This is a genomic window from Neobacillus sp. FW104-15D2 (assembly GCF_058790155.1).
In genome coordinates this window covers 1-15243 of the sequence record NZ_JBYTCJ010000030.1, presented here as the reverse complement: position 1 = coordinate 15243, position 15243 = coordinate 1, and the positions used below count along the sequence as shown (strand labels likewise).

Below are 15243 nucleotides of genomic sequence, written 5' to 3'. Positions count from 1 at the left end.
GAAGAAAAATGCAGAGATATAAATGCTTAGTTTCGTATGATGGCACAGGTTTTGAAGGATATCAGATACAGCCTAATGGCAGGACGGTCCAGGGAGAGCTGGAAAGGGTTCTGATAAAGCTTCATAAAGGTGTTCCTGTCAAAGTATCAGGATCAGGTAGAACGGATGCAGGAGTGCATGCAAAAGGCCAGGTTATCCATTTTGATTCAGCGCTCTCTATTCCTGAAGAAAAATGGGGTTTGGCTCTTAACTCACTTTTGCCCCCGGATATAGCTATTTTAAAGGTCGAAAAAACGAATTCTCATTTCCACGCAAGATTTGATGTGGTGGAAAAAGAATACCGTTATCAATTACTTTTATCAAAAATCAGGAGTCCATTACTCCGCAATTATGCATACCATTATCCATACCCATTGAATGTGGCAGCAATGGAGGAAGCTTTTAATTATTTAAGGGGCACCCATGACTTTACTAGCTTCTGCTCCGTTAAAACAGAAGTGTCAGATAAAATCAGAACGATTAGGGAAATCGACTGTTCCATAGAGGATAATCTTCTGATATTTAGATTTGTCGGCAATGGCTTTTTATACAATATGGTCCGTATTTTGACAGGTACTTTACTGGAAGTAGGAGCAGGTGAGAGAAAGCCTGAGGAAATAGCAGTGATTCTTAAGGGGAAAGACCGAAGGCTGGCAGGTAAAACTGCCCCACCACAAGGGCTTTATCTATGGAAAGTATTTTACGAGTAGTTCTTAAAGACTTTAGGTATAAAATCGCAAAAGCAACTAATCCGGGTGTAACATTTTCTTGACATATCGACAACAAGGCTTTATTATAGCATATGTATGTATTTTAATCCCACGATAAAGCCCCGGAAAGTCTTCATCGTGATTGAAAATATATGATTGAAAATGCTAGCGCACGAATCTGTCAGTGGTTGATTCCGGAACAAATCAAATGCTGAAAGCTCATATAAAGCGCGGTCGAAAAAAAACATCTTTTAAGGATCTAATAGGAGGGAAACTCATGCGTACAACGTTTATGGCAAATGCAAACAATATTGAGCGTAAATGGTACGTTATTGATGCAGAGGGCAAAACTCTTGGACGTCTTGCTTCAGAAGTAGCATCAATTTTACGTGGAAAAAACAAACCAACTTTTACACCACATGTTGACACTGGTGATAATGTTATCATTCTTAACGCTTCAAAAGTACACCTTACAGGCAAAAAGCTTACTGATAAAATCTACTACAGACACAGCTTGCACCCAGGCGGTCTGAAAACTAGAACAGCTCTTGAAATGCGTACTAACTACGCTGAAAGAATGCTTGAGCTTGCAGTTAAAGGCATGCTTCCAAAGAATTCTCTTGGCCGTCAAATGTTCAAAAAGCTGCACGTTTATGCAGGCAGCGAGCATCCACACCAAGCACAACAACCGGAAGTTTACGAACTTCGCGGATAATTTAAAGGGAGGGTATTAACTTGGCACAAGTTCAATATATCGGCACAGGCCGTCGTAAGAGCTCTGTTGCACGTGTACGTTTAGTACCAGGTAACGGACAAATCTTAATCAATGATCGTGGAATTGAAGACTATATCCCATTCGAAGCTTTACGTGAAGTTGTTAAGCAGCCATTAGTGGCTACTGAAACACTTGGCAGCTATGATGTAGTTGTAAACGTAAATGGCGGTGGTTACACTGGCCAAGCTGGCGCAATCCGTCACGGTATCGCACGTGCATTGCTTCAAGCTGATCCAGAATTCCGTCCAACACTTAAGCGTGCAGGACTATTAACTCGTGACGCTCGTATGAAAGAACGTAAGAAATACGGTCTTAAAGGCGCTCGTCGTGCACCTCAGTTCTCAAAACGTTAATTATCAACATTTCAAAGGCTCTCAACCATTTTGGTTGGGGGTCTTTTTTTATGCTTAAAATCAGTAATTGGTCGTACAACAGTAAAATTAAACTTTTGATAAAAGAACCAATTGATCATTAAGGGGGATTGGTCATCGTTTATGAGGTAAAGTGGAATTCATCGAAAACTTTTCACTCGCATTTTAAAAAGAGGGAAGGAAGAATTAGTCACAATTTGCATAATTTAATGTGCTTTAGGTGATTATACCAATGTTCTTATATTTAAGGAGGTTTAAAGACTCAAAGTGGAACCAATTCATCATCAAACATTCAATGTATTATTTCATAAAGTCAGGAGTGTATTTCCGTGATGCGAGTTTTAAAGTCATTAGGTTTAGTTTTGCTGGCGAGTATGGTTACAGTTGGCTGTCAGTCGAATAATAACAAGAATAATGCAAATAACAAAGGGGAAACCAAGGAATCCAACCAGGCAAATCAGGAAGATGAGACAGGATTCCCAAATTGGGGGTATGACTTTCAACATACCCGACATGTGCCCTATAAACAGATTACAAAAAATAATGTGAAAAAAATGGGGATTGCTTGGCAGCAGGATATCTTAGATTGGAATAAGGATGTTCCAAATTTACAAGAAGATTTCCCTGTCGTCCATGACGGGGTTATGTATGTGACTAGTGCGAAAAATCATGTGTTTGCGATCGATGCCGCAAGTGGAAAGAAACTTTGGGCATGGACACCGCCTAAGGACGTACTTGATCATCTTAATAGTTTGCAATGGCAGTCCAATGTGGCAAGTAGGGGTGTCGCTGTGGCCAATGGAAATGTATTTGTCTTGATGATAGATAATCGACTGGCCAAACTTGATGCGAAGAACGGAAAACTTTTAAAAATGGTCAACTTTTGGGATCATATACCTTCTATAAAGTTAGAAAACAGATATTATGAATCTTCAGCTCCGATGTATTATGATGGCAATGTCTACGTTGGAAGCAGCGGCGGTGATAATGGTACACGAGGTTTTGTTTGGGCGTTTAAAGCAGATACCCTGGAACCGCTATGGAAAGAGCCGTTTTGGACCGTTCCTGAAAGAGGAACGGGCTGGGCGAAGGGTAAATATACGGGCGGAGGCTCCGTATGGACACCGATGTCGTTTGATCCAGATACTGATATGATGTATTTTGCAGTAGGGAATCCAGCTCCGGACTTTTACGATGCAGATAGAAAAGGAAAAAATCCATATACCGATTCTATCGTTGCTTTAGATAGTAAAACAGGGAAATTTCAATGGTCATCCAGTCAAGTTGATCATGATGTATGGGATTATGACGCTGCCGCAACGCCGATGATCCTCAATGCAAAGGTCGACGGGAAAAAACAAAAGGTAGTGGTGGAAGGCGGTAAGAATGGAAAATGGTATGCATGGGACGCAAAAACGGGGAAAAACATTTATGATGGGATACCTTTTGTAAAAATTCAACATTCGACCGTACCAAGCGATGAGAGTAAGGCTAAACTTCAATGGCCAGGAACGCCAGGTGGAGAAAGCTATGCTCCAGAGACTTATGACCCTGAAACCAACTATGTGCTTATTCCAGGTATTAATAGCCCAAATTTAATGGTAGCAGCTAAAGATGCAGAAGAGATTGCAAAAGATAATAATACCTTCCCAGGTACAAAGATACTTCCTTTGCCAAAAGGTGTTGATGTTTCTGGTACCATTACAGCAATTGATATGAATACAGGGAAAAAAGTATATCAAAAGAAAACGAACGATCCGATGTATGGCGGATTCACAAGCACTGCTGCCGGTCTTGCTTTCTACGGGGAATTGGATGGAAACGTAAATGCTCTTGATATTAAAAAAGGTAAAGTATTATGGAAGATGCAAAGTGGAGGAAAACAAATCAAAATGGCACCTTCCATATATACCGTTGACGGCCATGAATATGTTGCAGTCATTACTGGTGGTACGAAGGTTGTTGTTTATGGTCTCGGAGGTAAGTTAAAACCTGGAGCTATAAATAAAAAGGCAAAATTACAAGGGGAAGCCGACAAACCAGCAAGTGTCGATCCGGAAAAGGTTTACAAAAGAAGTTGTATTTCCTGTCACGGGGATAATCTACAAGGTGCAACAGCACCAAATCTTCAACACATAGGTAAAACTATGTCTAGAGAGGACATATTGAATCAAATTCTTAATGGTGGCGACCGCATGCCAGCAGGCTTGGCCAAAGGTGCAGAGGCTGAAGCACTAGCGGATTGGCTTTCCAAAAAGAAATGATTTTTACTCTAGAAGCAATCCGATTCTGTTTACTCGGACTTAGATTGTCATTATAAATTGGCGAAACATCAGATATACAAGAAAAATAAGGATGGTGGTAAAATGAGGAAATTACCGAATTGTACCGTGCGATTCATTGGTGCCGCCTTATGTATTTCCTTACTCTTTGGATTTGCCTTCCCAACTTTGTCCAATGCTCAATCAAATATGGGCTTAGGTTCATCCGAGGATAACGGAATCAGGTTAACCATCAGTGACTATTCCATAATAAACCACGGCCAAAATATTCAGCTGCATTATACGATATACTCAAATTCGAATATACAAGTTAGTTCGAATACTAAAAGTTTGATTGAAAACCCGTATATTTGGATTGGGCATACGTTAGTTCGCGAGGAATCAGAATCGTTTAAGAAAGTAAGTAATAATGAGTATAAAGGAACGATAATAGCACAGCTACATCATTACAGACCCGATACTTCCGAAATGTCATTTCATACACATGGAATATTGAATCAAAAGGGTCAATGGACAGTTAACTTTATCTTAAGGAGTAGTCAGTACTGAGGTAGATGTTGAAAAACTAAAAGTATCCCGTATCATTCTTAAATCGTACGGGATAAATCTTTTGAGGTAATAATGACTTTTCAATTGAAGAATTTGTGAATAAATGAATGTTTTTAACCTGAGCTTTGATAAGCTCAGGTTATTTTTAATTCAGTCACAGACAAAGCAAGGGTGACAGATGCAACAAGCTTGTCTCTCTTTGTTATTCATTGCAATAATCCGTACAATTAGGACAATTTCTAGTCAAAATTCTGGTTATTTCGAGGAAACAATCTACATAAGATTATTTTGTAAGGGAAATCAAACACTCTTAGTACTACTTTCACAATTATTGGTGTCATGAAAGGTGGTGACTAACATGTGGAAGAAGCCTGAATATAAAGTGGTTAATACATCTTCTGAGGTAACAATGTACGCCTATATTGGTAAATAGCATCTGTGTCGTATGCTATAAATAGGTTTAACAAAACACGAGGTGGTGCAATAGAATGAATCCTTACTTAAAATCAGTACTGGGTGCCATTATTGGTGCTGCTACAACAGGCATTTGGTTAGGCGTTGATCTTCTAACCCCTGAGCCAATTGGAGATTATTTATTATTTTCCTTATTGGGTATTACCAATGTGGTAATTGGATGGCAAGTTGGAAGGCTTACGGTGAAATCTGGAGAGGTTAGCCAAAACAAAGTTAATGGTGAAGGGAATGGGCCCATATTCGAATTAGAGTCTTAGGAACAGCGGCAGGAGGAGGATTTCCACAATGGAACTGTGCATGTATAAATTGTCGAGAGGTTCGTACAGGTAACAAAGCATTCCGACCGTTGTTACAATCTTCTCTTGCAATAAGTGCAAATGAAAGGGATTGGTATCTTATAAATGCTGGACCTGACGTTCACCAACAAATCGAGTCCTATCCTCAGCTGCATGCTGGACCTGGTATAAGAGAGACCCCGTTAGCTGGAGTTATTTTAACTGATGCTGAGCTTGACCATACAATCGGGTTATTATCGCTAAGAGAAGGCTCACATTTAACCATTTATGGAACAGAAAGCGTACGAAAAACATTGCAATCCGCCTTCCCGGTATTCCCTATGTTACAAAGCTATTGTTCTTGGCAATGGAAATCTCTTTCACCTGAATGTTTGCAAGTGATTGGAGCTTCTGATGAAAATTACGAGGAAGCCATAACCATTGAGACTATTCCTGTTTCAAGGAAACCACCACTTTATACAAAGTGGAAACACGATGAAATGTCAGATATTTGGGAGGTCGGGTTGGTTTTCCATAATAAGAAAACCAACAAATGTCTTGCATACTTCCCTACACTTGAAGAGATAACCACTTCTATAGAAGAAAGCTTAATGAAAGCAGATATATTAATGGTAGATGGAACTTTTTGGTCAGAGGATGAATTGGTACAGATGGGTGCAACGAAGCGTGATGCACGAAATATGGGACACTTACCAATTGGCGGTAGTGGAGGAACAGTGGAAAAGTTAGCGGCGTTTCCAGCTGAGCGCAAAATCTTAATACACGTTAACAATAGCAACCCCATTTTGAAAATAGGTTCCAAGGAAAGAAATATATTAAAGGAAATGGGATTTGAAGTTGCTTTTGATGGCATGGAAGTGGAGGTGTAATCATGCTGGGAAAAAGTATGTCAGTCAACGAAAAAGAACATCAGAAAAAGATTTGGTCACAAGATGAATTTACAGAACGTTTAAAGGATGTCGGCCGTTCCTATTATCATGATAAACATCCCTTTCATATAAAGATGCATGAGGGAGCCTTGAGCCGGGAGCAGTTTCAAGGGTGGGTTGCGAACCGATACTACTATCAAAAGTCGGTTCCGATTAAAGATGCCGCAATTCTTTCAAAATTACCGTCCCCACAATTACGGCGTGAATGGATTGGGCGTATTATCGACCATGATGGCACACATGGGCAAGATGGCGGCATTGAGGCATGGCTAAGACTTGGAGAAGCTGTTGGGTTAACTAGGGAGGAGATTGTACAGGAGGAGAGAGTCGTACCAGGTGTTCGTTTTGCGGTAGATGCTTATGTAAACTTTGCACGGTCTAAGCCGTGGATTGAGGCAGTTGCCTCTTCTTTAACAGAGTTATTTTCCCCGGACCTTATTTTTAAAAGAATGAAGGTAATGGAGCGATTGTATCCTTGGATTGACAGCACTGGATTTGAATATTTCCAAAACCGTTTAACTCAAGCTCCCCGTGATTCGAATACTGCTTTAAATTTTGTGTTGTCATACTGTCAAACCCCTGCGGAGCAACAGAATGCGGTAGAAGCATTACGTTTTAAATGTGATGTGTTATGGGTGCAGCTTGACGCTATTGAAAAAGCATTCCCGTAAAATGCTAACCAATGGTTCCTTACTTATAAGAAAAAAGGGATAGGTGGTGGAACAAATTTTAGAAAATAGCTACCCTAAGCTTGCTGGAAAAGCACGAATTAAATTTGATAAAGTGAGAGAAAAGCATCTCCTTTTGTTACCGGAAAAGGTTGTGGTCATGAACGAAACCGCCGCCTCTATCCTTATTCTATGTGATGGAAGCCTAACGGTGCATAGCATAGTTGAAAAAATTAGAGATTCTTTGCAGGTGGGCAAAGAATCAATGGAAACAGAACCATTGCCTGATTTAAAAGCAATGGAGCCTGATATTTTAGAATTTCTGCAAGAAATGGTGGATCAAGGATGGGTGGTGGTGCCTAATTATGACGCAATTGAAGCGAACTAGCAGCAATCCCGTCGGAGCACCATTTTCAATTCTTGCAGAGTTAACACATCGATGTCCTTTACATTGTCCATATTGTTCCAACCCTTTAGAGTTAACACTTGAGAAAGAGGAGTTGAAAACGGAAGATTGGCGTCGTGTTTTGACGGAGGCTGCCGAAATGGGAGTAGTAGAAGTTCACTTTTCTGGAGGGGAGCCCCTTATACGTGATGACTTGGAAACACTAATCCGACATGCTAATGATTTGGAGATGTACACAAACCTTATTACAAGCGGTATTGGGCTATCGGAGGAAAAGGTGAATCAACTAAAGTTAGCCGGGTTAGCAAATGTACAAATAAGCTTCCAGGCAGCGGAAGCAAAGCTTTCCGATGTTATCGGAGGATATAAAGCGTTTGAGAAGAAACATGAAGCTGTAAAAGCAGTGAAGAAGGCTGAATTGCATTTATCATTAAACGTTGTCTTACATCGAATGAATATAGATCAATTGCAGGAGATTATTCAACTCGCAGAGAACTTGGGAGCTGAACGTTTGGAACTGGCGAATGCTCAATATTATAATTGGGCATTGCTCAATCGCGATCAGTTATTACCAAGCAGGGTACAAGTCGAAAGGGCAAATAGTATCTATATGGCTGCTAAAGAGCGGCTTCGAAAAGAAATGGAAATTATTTGGGTTATTCCTGATTATTATGCATCTTCTCCAAAGCCTTGTATGGGAGGCTGGGGGACAATTGGGTTTACAGTAGCCCCAAATGGTGATGTTCTGCCGTGTCCTACAGCGGGAATCATTGAGGGTCTTACATTTGAGAATGTCCGTAAGTCTTCACTGAAACAGATTTGGTACGTGTCAAAATCCTTTAACAACTTCCGTGGGGAAGAATGGATGCCAGAACCTTGCAGTTCTTGTGACTTCCGTCATGAAGATGGAGGTGGCTGCCGTTGCCAGGCTTTCGCTTTAACTGGAAATGCATCTGCTGCTGACCCAGTCTGTGAGTGGTCGCCGGATCATCATCTAATTGAATCGGCCGTACAGGATATAAACAAGAATCCCGATAACGAAATTATTACTACTATGATATATCGAAAATATCACCTAGATAAGGTAAAGAATTAAAAATAAAATTTGAATTCTGGTGCCATTTGGGATCCTGCCTACTTGGCACTTTTTGTTTGAGAAAAATTTTTAGTTGACCTTTATCCAATAATTAAGTGATTAAAGCAATAAGATGGAAGCTGCAAGTCCCGCCCAAACGAGAAGGATAATAAAGGCTGCAGCCCAATTCTTTCTTAGTTTGGTGGAACTCTGATAGGCGGTAGCATTACATTCCTCTAATATCCTCTTTGGAATCATAGCAAAGGCTCCTAATATCCCTAAAGGAAGCAGGATAGCTTCATCCACATATCCTAATATGGGAATAATGTCAGGAATAAAATCAATGGGGCTTAAGGCATAGGCTACTATTAAAATTGAAAAAGCCTTTGCGTACCAAGGTGTTTCCGGATGGCGATTTAGCTTTAGTAAAGCTGCCCAGGCACCGGTTTAAATTCTACCTGGGTTCGTCTGGAAAGGACGGTAAAATTTAAACTTGCCGAGTAGACAGAAAACGGAGAGATGAAGCAGCCAAGTATTGAAGGGTTTATCAAAGTTCCTCCTGAAGAATGTTTGCTGGAAAGAACCTAAGGGGATTAGTTAGAAATACAAGCGAAGAAATACAAGTTACATAAAATTTTTGATGTATCTAACAAAAAGAAGCTCCGGGAATATGAGTCATATTGCCATAAGCGACGGGTTCATTTTTACTTTTCCTTGCCTTTATAAAATCGTCCACTGCCCCAATTATGCTTTTTTTCAAAAGTCATGAAGAATTGGAAATGGAAAACGGTTGTTATGCTGTATTTCTCCACCGACAAGGTTAAAGACTACCTGTAAGAGGTGAAAACAGTTGAATGTGATAACAACCTTACAGGAAAAAAGACAGGAACGACAGATTAAATATGAGCGGTCTGTTTTAAAAGACCTATCGATAAATGTTTTAAAAGAAAGGGTACAGAAATACTTTGGATCCTTCAGGCTGACTTCCAGTTTGCTTATGAATTCAGGAATCCAGGAGGCCTGCTATGATGTTGCACTGGAATCATATTTGCTTGGTGCAAATTTAAGTAAATTTGGAGCTCATGGTGAATCAATGACAGATGTAAAAAAGCGCTGCCACAGTGATGAAAAGCATTTAATTGACACGCTGTATAACTTCTTTCTTTATTGGAGTACGGTAGAGGACGGAGTTTTAAGCGAGTCACTATATTATTTATGTGAACAATATGTTGATGTGTGGTGGATGGAGGGTTATGAAAAAGGCCAAAGGCGCCATAAGCTGCGGTTGCATTAATTTTTACAGAAGAAAGACGTTTTTCTAGTTCCCTTGCTGAGTTCGGACATTCATCCCCCGTAAAAAGGACGCTTTTCTGATAATTGTTCAACTCCTGAAAGACCACGGTTTTCGGGTGCCCTGGCTGGAATCGACCATTCATTCCCCAGATGATGATTTACTCGCCTGATTGTTTAATGTCAACTGGGGAAAGAAAAACCTTTTTTCCGCTCTACCAACTGGTTTTTTGGCTTCTATGGCTCAAATACTTCCTGTTCTAAATTCTCTTTACTCACCATATAGTGAAAGTGAAAAGGGACGAGCAGGAAGGAATGATTTAGTTGTTGAGGAGTAAGTTGAAAATAACAGCAATAGTTGCCGGGGTTATCCTATTGTTTTTAATCATTCAATACGACTTTACGGAGAATAAATCCTGGAATACTTGGAATCTCCCTCTAACTGGAAAAGTGATATTAATTGATCCTGGCCATGGTGGTCCCGACGGGGGAGCAGGCGATAAAAAGGCGCTTGAAAAGGATATCGCACTCGATGTTTCTCTTAAGGTCCGAGATTACCTTCAGCAGCAGGGAGCTACGGTTGTCATGACTAGAGAAACGGATAAAGACCTTGCCCCGGATGGAATGAAGGGATACAGCCGAAGAAAGGTTGCTGATTTAAAAGAACGGCTAAAAATAATTAATGAATCTGATGCCGATCTATTTATCAGTCTCCACTTAAATGCAATTCCTTCTGCTAGATGGAGCGGTGCTCAAACCTTCTATGCACCTCAGTTTAAGGAAAACCAAAAGGCTGCCCGGTTTATTCAGGACGAGCTCCGGCGCAACCTTGAGAATACAACTAGAAATGCAAAGCCTTTAGGCCAGGTTTATATTTTAAAGTATGCTAAGAGACCAGGCGCTCTTGTTGAAATTGGATTTCTCTCCAATCCACAGGAAAGAGCAAATTTAAAAAGTGAAGCATATCAGGATATGGTTGCAGCATCTGTTTATAAAGGGGTCCTTCGGTTTTTCACCAATGAAAAGGGATTAAAGGAGACTGAGTAGGAAGGTGGAAAACACCTTCTCTTTTTTTATATAATTGTCTTACTCCCTTATATAGAATCTTTCTTGTATTGCAATAGGGGCAGTGTGATTCATTTAACTGTTTAATTTATGACGTGTGTTATACTTGTTTTAAAAAATGAATTAAAGGTGGGTGCAGGATGTTAACGGAAGCAAAAATTCAGGAAATACTAAGCGGCTTAAAGGAACCATTTTTACATAAAACACTGGGTGAAATTAATGGCATTCAGGAGATTAAAATCAAAGAAGAGAAAAATCATGTAAGTGTTAAGGTAGCAATTGCGAAAACAGGAACAGCAGAACAGCTGCAGTTCCAAACAGAAATCGTAAACAAGCTAAAGGAGGCCGGAGCGGAAACAGTCGGTATCCGTTTCGCTGAGCTTCCTGAGGAAGAACTGCAAAAGCATCGTGCTTCTATGCCTGAAACGGACAAGGGTCTTCTCTCCCCAGGCAGCAAGACTACCTTTATTGCGATTGCCAGCGGAAAAGGCGGAGTAGGAAAATCAACAGTATCAGTCAATCTTGCAGTATCTTTGGCACGCCTTGGCAAAAAGGTTGGCTTAATTGATGCTGATATTTATGGTTTCAGCGTACCGGATATGATGGGAATTACCAAGCGTCCTCAAGTAAGAGGGGAAAGAATTATTCCAGTTGAGCGTTTTGGTGTTAAGGTTATATCAATGGGGTTCTTCGTCGAGGACAACGCTCCAATCATTTGGCGCGGCCCAATGCTTGGAAAAATGCTAAGCAGCTTCTTTAATGAGGTTGAATGGGGAGATATTGACTATTTGCTTCTGGATTTGCCTCCAGGAACAGGGGATGTAGCGCTTGATGTACATTCGATGCTGCCGTCCTGTAAGGAAATCATAGTAACCACACCTCATCCAACTGCTGCCTTTGTAGCAGCAAGAGCGGGTGCCATGGCATTAAGAACAGAACATGAGATATTAGGTATAGTTGAAAATATGGCCTTTTTTGAAAGCAAAAAGACAGGCGAGAAGGAATATGTATTCGGAAAAGGCGGCGGAGACAAGCTTGCTGATGAACTGGAAACCGAAGTTCTAGGAAGACTTCCTCTGGCACAGCCTGATTGGAATGATTATGACTTTGCTCCATCTATATATCAGGAAGATCATGAAACGGGAAAAATTTATATGACTATTGCTGAAAAAGTGGTTCATCTGCTTGATCAAAAATAATTCACATCAAAAGGCCTCTTCATCTGAAGAGGCCTCTTTTCTTTATTTCAAAAGTTAACTTCCTCCCTGGCTGCCACCGCCTTGGCTTCCGCCGCTTTTCTGGTCGGACTTGCCCTTTTGTGTTTCTTCGGCTGCCTTTAGGAGCAAGCTCTGCATTTTAACTTGAAAAATGGGGCTTGCCATTGTTTCAGTAATAACCTTTTGAAGATTCGCTCTGTATTCTTTTGTTTTTAAGGAGTCCGCCATTTCTTTTTGGATTTCCGGTTCCTTAAAAACCTGCACCATCATTCCGCGGTACTCAGGATCGTTCATTAGATCTTTCAAAAGCTGCTGGTTCTCGGATTTCATATTTTTTGCGACGCCTGCAGCAAATTTTGGATCACTAAAGGTTTTCTTTAATATTTCAGTTCCTTTATCTGAAGTAAGGGTCCGCTGGATTGTATCGGTCACAACTTTTTGATCCATTACTAATTTCTCTTTCATCTTGTCATCAGACATAACATCTTGAATAGCTTTTTTCCCATCATCTGTCTTTAGTATATCAACAACCATTTTCTTTGTTTGATCATAATCAACTTGACCTGCACCACTACTGCTGCCGCCTGAAGAGCAGGCACTTAGAAATAGGGTGAAAAGCAATAGCGGCATCAACTTTTTGTTCATTTGATAAGCCCCTTTCACATGAATCCTTAATGTTAGGATGAAGAAAATGGAGAAGTATTATTCGCTTAAATTCTTCTATATCTGGATTTTTCAGACCCTCATTGGTACAATCATAAGGGAATTAATTTAGTGTGTGGGGGAAGAATAGAGTGACTAGCCGTAACTGGGTAAAATTGTTTATAAATACCTGCTTGATTGGCGGCCTGACAACTGCCATAGTCGGCCTTATTGTAAGATGGAATGAATTCCAGCCGATATTCGCTGATATAAAAGTAGTTGAAATTCTTTCAGTTCTGGTCTGGCTTATTGTAATGGGATTTCTTTTTAGTGTAATAAGCCAAATGGGCTTTTTTGCTTATTTGACCGTTCATCGATTTGGGCTCGGCATCTTTAAATCCGTTTCACTTTGGAATGGAGTACAAGCGGTCCTTACTATTTTTGTTTTATTTGACCTTGTTTATTTACGTTACCAATCATTTGCTAAAAGTGGAGACAGTATTTTGCCGTATATCGGTGTTGCTGCCTTTTTATTGGCCGTTGGTCTTTTGGTGGCCTGGATAAAGGCGAAAGAAACGAATAAAGAGGCATTTATTCCTGCATTATTTTTTATGATTGTGGTAACAGTCATAGAGTGGGTGCCAGTTCTTCGGGTCAATGAGCACAGCTGGTTTTATTTGATGCTTTTTGCTTTATTGGTGTGTAATGCTTATCAGATATTAATTCTTCATAAGCTTAATGCACAGTCTGATCGCCGGCGGGAAGAGCTTGCAGCTAACCCTAAGGCTGGGGGAAAGACAAAAAAAAAGCCGTCCATTTAATTGGACGGCTTTTTTGTATAGGATTACCGTATTTCATTTGATTGGGCAGTCCCGTTGGCAATCATTTCAGATACTGAAACGGGTTTAAGCCCTTTGCTGCGAATTTCCTGTAAAACCTCAGGCAGTGCCTTGGCTGTTTGTTTAACAGAGTCGGATGCATGGAGAAGCACAATATCTCCTTTATCGGCCTTACTGACATTTTTAACAATGGTGGTAACGCCAGGATTAGTCCAATCCTTTGAGTCAATGCTCCAGTGTACAACAGTTAAACCAAATCTCTCTGCGGCTTTTAATGTCCGGCTGTCAAAGTGTCCTGTAGGTGCTCTTACCAGCTTTATATCCTTAATATTCAACTTTTGAAAAACAGTCTGTGCTTTAGATAGGTCCTTTCTGATTCCTGCCTCTTCCAACTTCATGTAATCCTCATAATTGTATCCTAATATCCCGATTTCATATCCTTCCTTTGCAATTCTGCTTACCAGGTCAGGGTGACGCTCTGCCCAGGCACCAGAGAGGAAGAAGGTAGCTGCCTTAACATTTTCTTGTTTTAAAACATCTAATATAGGCCCTGCCTTTTCATCTCCCCAACCAATATCAAAGGTTAAGGCAATATCCTTTTCCCCTTTATAAACAGCTTTTGGTCCATCCTTTGTAGAGAAGACTGGCAGTTGGGCAATTTGGTCCATATACAAAAACCAGGCTGTGAAAAATGCAGCAATTATTACTAGGGTAAGCTGTTTAAAAACCTTAACGTTAAAAACATAAAAATTCATGTCTTCCTCACCTCGTCCATAGCATTCCTTGTCTCATACCTATGAGCCTTTTCAAAAAAATATGAATACCATTAATTATAAAATTGGATTTAATGGAAAAGAATACTATCACAACACTATTTTGGAGCGTGAAAAAATGATTGGCATTCTTCTAAGTGAAAAGGAAACCCAAGAAATGCAGTATTTAATCAAAAGAGAAATGGACGAAATTCTATTTGATTTAAAAGATGATCGAATTGATCACATTGTAAAAAGGGCCATGGATGAACGCTATAAAATTTTATTTACCCTTTTTAAACGGGTTGCCTCTCCAAATGAATGTCTGCGATATATGCGCCGAAAAAAGACAAAGACAATTAATAAAATATAGCGATGAAAACAATTTAATAAACAGACTGGTATATGTAAAAGCTTCTTAGAGCAAAGCTCCTAAAGACTCGAAAAAGTTATGTATTACTTTTTCAAAAAAGCCGTTGACTTTTAATTGTTATCTTGGTATATTAATAAACGTCGCTGATAGCCATTGAAGGTTAGCGAAAAAAGTTGTTGACATCACGGTTAGAAAGATGATATATTAAGAAAGTCGCCTATGAGCGATTAACACAATGAACTTCACGATGCAAACCTTATAATTGCTCCTGTGCCAGCACGTATTCAAGAGGAATATGTTCAGCTCGTCGCAAGGCTGCAAAGAGGATGAATCAGAGAAGTTGCCTTGCTCTTTGAAAACTAAACAAACAAAGCGTGAACAAACAAACAAACAAACAATAACATGATGAATTTTATTCATCAGCCAACGTAACTTTATGAGCTAAAACTCATTCTCTTTATCGGAGAGTTTGATCCTGGCTCAGGACGAAC

At 40.0% G+C, this 15243-nt stretch carries 19 protein-coding genes and 1 pseudogene; 16 read left to right on the top strand and 4 right to left on the bottom strand.

The window, feature by feature from the left end:
* The first annotated feature begins 8 nt into the window (after nucleotides 1-8).
* From truA to pqqE, 11 genes are all read left to right on the top strand, one after another.
* Complete coding sequence (truA, locus tag AC3WR0_RS20100) at nucleotides 9-749, top strand: tRNA pseudouridine(38-40) synthase TruA (RefSeq protein WP_492553969.1); 741 nt, start codon at nucleotides 9-11, stop codon at nucleotides 747-749.
* Nucleotides 750-1026: 277 nt separating this feature from the next.
* Nucleotides 1027-1464, top strand: a complete 438-nt coding sequence (rplM, locus tag AC3WR0_RS20095) for a 50S ribosomal protein L13 (protein WP_027322878.1) — start codon at nucleotides 1027-1029, stop codon at nucleotides 1462-1464.
* 20 nt (nucleotides 1465-1484) lie between these two features.
* Entirely contained in the window at nucleotides 1485-1877 is a 393-nt protein-coding gene (gene rpsI / locus AC3WR0_RS20090) for a 30S ribosomal protein S9 (RefSeq protein WP_027322877.1), read from the top strand.
* Nucleotides 1878-2227: 350 nt separating this feature from the next.
* Nucleotides 2228-4159, top strand: coding sequence for an outer membrane protein assembly factor BamB family protein (locus AC3WR0_RS20085; protein ID WP_492554009.1), 1932 nt, complete (start codon nucleotides 2228-2230; stop codon nucleotides 4157-4159).
* A 102-nt stretch (nucleotides 4160-4261) separates the two neighbouring features.
* Nucleotides 4262-4726 (top strand): hypothetical protein, encoded by a 465-nt coding sequence (locus AC3WR0_RS20080; RefSeq protein WP_027322875.1) that lies wholly within the window; start codon nucleotides 4262-4264, stop codon nucleotides 4724-4726.
* A 358-nt stretch (nucleotides 4727-5084) separates the two neighbouring features.
* A complete protein-coding gene (gene pqqA / locus AC3WR0_RS20075) occupies nucleotides 5085-5159 on the top strand; it encodes a pyrroloquinoline quinone precursor peptide PqqA (protein WP_155900136.1) in 75 nt (24 codons plus the stop codon).
* 55 nt (nucleotides 5160-5214) lie between these two features.
* Complete coding sequence (locus tag AC3WR0_RS20070; RefSeq protein ID WP_492553968.1) at nucleotides 5215-5457, top strand: hypothetical protein; 243 nt, start codon at nucleotides 5215-5217, stop codon at nucleotides 5455-5457.
* A complete protein-coding gene (gene pqqB / locus AC3WR0_RS20065) occupies nucleotides 5439-6365 on the top strand; it encodes a pyrroloquinoline quinone biosynthesis protein PqqB (protein WP_492554008.1) in 927 nt (308 codons plus the stop codon). Before AC3WR0_RS20070 ends, pqqB begins: the two co-directional genes overlap by 19 nt.
* A 2-nt stretch (nucleotides 6366-6367) precedes the next feature.
* Nucleotides 6368-7096: a pyrroloquinoline-quinone synthase PqqC gene (gene pqqC, locus AC3WR0_RS20060; RefSeq protein WP_492553967.1), complete on the top strand. Its 729-nt coding sequence runs from the start codon at nucleotides 6368-6370 to the stop codon at nucleotides 7094-7096.
* A 46-nt stretch (nucleotides 7097-7142) separates the two neighbouring features.
* Nucleotides 7143-7481, top strand: a complete 339-nt coding sequence (pqqD, locus tag AC3WR0_RS20055) for a pyrroloquinoline quinone biosynthesis peptide chaperone PqqD (RefSeq protein WP_492553966.1) — start codon at nucleotides 7143-7145, stop codon at nucleotides 7479-7481.
* Nucleotides 7459-8595, top strand: coding sequence for a pyrroloquinoline quinone biosynthesis protein PqqE (gene pqqE, locus AC3WR0_RS20050; RefSeq protein ID WP_492553965.1), 1137 nt, complete (start codon nucleotides 7459-7461; stop codon nucleotides 8593-8595). Before pqqD ends, pqqE begins: the two co-directional genes overlap by 23 nt.
* A gap of 99 nt (nucleotides 8596-8694) precedes the next feature.
* On the opposite strand, the gene AC3WR0_RS20045 is transcribed toward pqqE, so the two are convergent.
* Both AC3WR0_RS20045 and AC3WR0_RS20040 read right to left on the bottom strand, forming a co-directional pair.
* Nucleotides 8695-8832, bottom strand: a complete 138-nt coding sequence (locus AC3WR0_RS20045) for a hypothetical protein (protein WP_492553964.1) — start codon at nucleotides 8830-8832, stop codon at nucleotides 8695-8697.
* 33 nt (nucleotides 8833-8865) lie between these two features.
* A pseudogene (locus AC3WR0_RS20040) lies at nucleotides 8866-8949 on the bottom strand (DUF1232 domain-containing protein); the annotation flags it as partial.
* Nucleotides 8950-9424: 475 nt separating this feature from the next.
* Here AC3WR0_RS20040 and AC3WR0_RS20035 point away from each other — a divergent pair.
* From AC3WR0_RS20035 to AC3WR0_RS20025, 3 genes are all read left to right on the top strand, one after another.
* Complete coding sequence (locus AC3WR0_RS20035) at nucleotides 9425-9868, top strand: YbaK family protein (protein ID WP_492553963.1); 444 nt, start codon at nucleotides 9425-9427, stop codon at nucleotides 9866-9868.
* 323 nt (nucleotides 9869-10191) lie between these two features.
* A complete protein-coding gene (gene cwlD / locus AC3WR0_RS20030; protein WP_492554007.1) occupies nucleotides 10192-10911 on the top strand; it encodes an N-acetylmuramoyl-L-alanine amidase CwlD in 720 nt (239 codons plus the stop codon).
* Between the two features lie 158 nt (nucleotides 10912-11069).
* A complete protein-coding gene (locus tag AC3WR0_RS20025) occupies nucleotides 11070-12128 on the top strand; it encodes an Mrp/NBP35 family ATP-binding protein (protein ID WP_492553962.1) in 1059 nt (352 codons plus the stop codon).
* A 54-nt stretch (nucleotides 12129-12182) separates the two neighbouring features.
* Here AC3WR0_RS20025 and gerD read toward each other — a convergent pair whose 3' ends face one another.
* Nucleotides 12183-12791, bottom strand: coding sequence for a spore germination lipoprotein GerD (gerD, locus tag AC3WR0_RS20020; RefSeq protein WP_492553961.1), 609 nt, complete (start codon nucleotides 12789-12791; stop codon nucleotides 12183-12185).
* A gap of 149 nt (nucleotides 12792-12940) precedes the next feature.
* Here gerD and AC3WR0_RS20015 point away from each other — a divergent pair, with 149 nt between their 5' ends.
* Nucleotides 12941-13609, top strand: coding sequence for a KinB-signaling pathway activation protein (locus AC3WR0_RS20015; protein WP_492553960.1), 669 nt, complete (start codon nucleotides 12941-12943; stop codon nucleotides 13607-13609).
* A gap of 23 nt (nucleotides 13610-13632) precedes the next feature.
* On the opposite strand, the gene pdaB is transcribed toward AC3WR0_RS20015, so the two are convergent.
* The gene (gene pdaB / locus AC3WR0_RS20010; protein WP_492553959.1) at nucleotides 13633-14382 is read right to left on the bottom strand and encodes a polysaccharide deacetylase family sporulation protein PdaB; all 750 of its coding nucleotides are present in this window, start codon (nucleotides 14380-14382) and stop codon (nucleotides 13633-13635) included.
* 136 nt (nucleotides 14383-14518) lie between these two features.
* Between pdaB and AC3WR0_RS20005 the strand changes: the two genes are divergently transcribed.
* Nucleotides 14519-14752, top strand: a complete 234-nt coding sequence (locus tag AC3WR0_RS20005) for a hypothetical protein (RefSeq protein WP_166030281.1) — start codon at nucleotides 14519-14521, stop codon at nucleotides 14750-14752.
* The last annotated feature ends 491 nt before the right edge of the window (nucleotides 14753-15243 follow it).

Excerpts from the sequence above, each read along its gene's own strand:
- AC3WR0_RS20025 (WP_492553962.1), top strand. The coding sequence starts at position 11,070 with ATGTTAACGGAAGCAAAAATTCAGGAAATACTAAGCGGCTTAAAGGAA.
- gerD (WP_492553961.1), bottom strand. The coding sequence starts at position 12,791 with ATGAACAAAAAGTTGATGCCGCTATTGCTTTTCACCCTATTTCTAAGT.
- AC3WR0_RS20085 (WP_492554009.1), top strand. The coding sequence starts at position 2,228 with ATGCGAGTTTTAAAGTCATTAGGTTTAGTTTTGCTGGCGAGTATGGTT.
- AC3WR0_RS20005 (WP_166030281.1), top strand. The coding sequence starts at position 14,519 with ATGATTGGCATTCTTCTAAGTGAAAAGGAAACCCAAGAAATGCAGTAT.
- AC3WR0_RS20080 (WP_027322875.1), top strand. The coding sequence starts at position 4,262 with ATGAGGAAATTACCGAATTGTACCGTGCGATTCATTGGTGCCGCCTTA.
- pdaB (WP_492553959.1), bottom strand. The coding sequence starts at position 14,382 with ATGAATTTTTATGTTTTTAACGTTAAGGTTTTTAAACAGCTTACCCTA.
- pqqC (WP_492553967.1), top strand. The coding sequence starts at position 6,368 with ATGCTGGGAAAAAGTATGTCAGTCAACGAAAAAGAACATCAGAAAAAG.
- rplM (WP_027322878.1), top strand. The coding sequence starts at position 1,027 with ATGCGTACAACGTTTATGGCAAATGCAAACAATATTGAGCGTAAATGG.
- truA (WP_492553969.1), top strand. The coding sequence starts at position 9 with ATGCAGAGATATAAATGCTTAGTTTCGTATGATGGCACAGGTTTTGAA.
- pqqE (WP_492553965.1), top strand. The coding sequence starts at position 7,459 with ATGACGCAATTGAAGCGAACTAGCAGCAATCCCGTCGGAGCACCATTT.
- AC3WR0_RS20070 (WP_492553968.1), top strand. The coding sequence starts at position 5,215 with ATGAATCCTTACTTAAAATCAGTACTGGGTGCCATTATTGGTGCTGCT.
- AC3WR0_RS20045 (WP_492553964.1), bottom strand. The coding sequence starts at position 8,832 with ATGATTCCAAAGAGGATATTAGAGGAATGTAATGCTACCGCCTATCAG.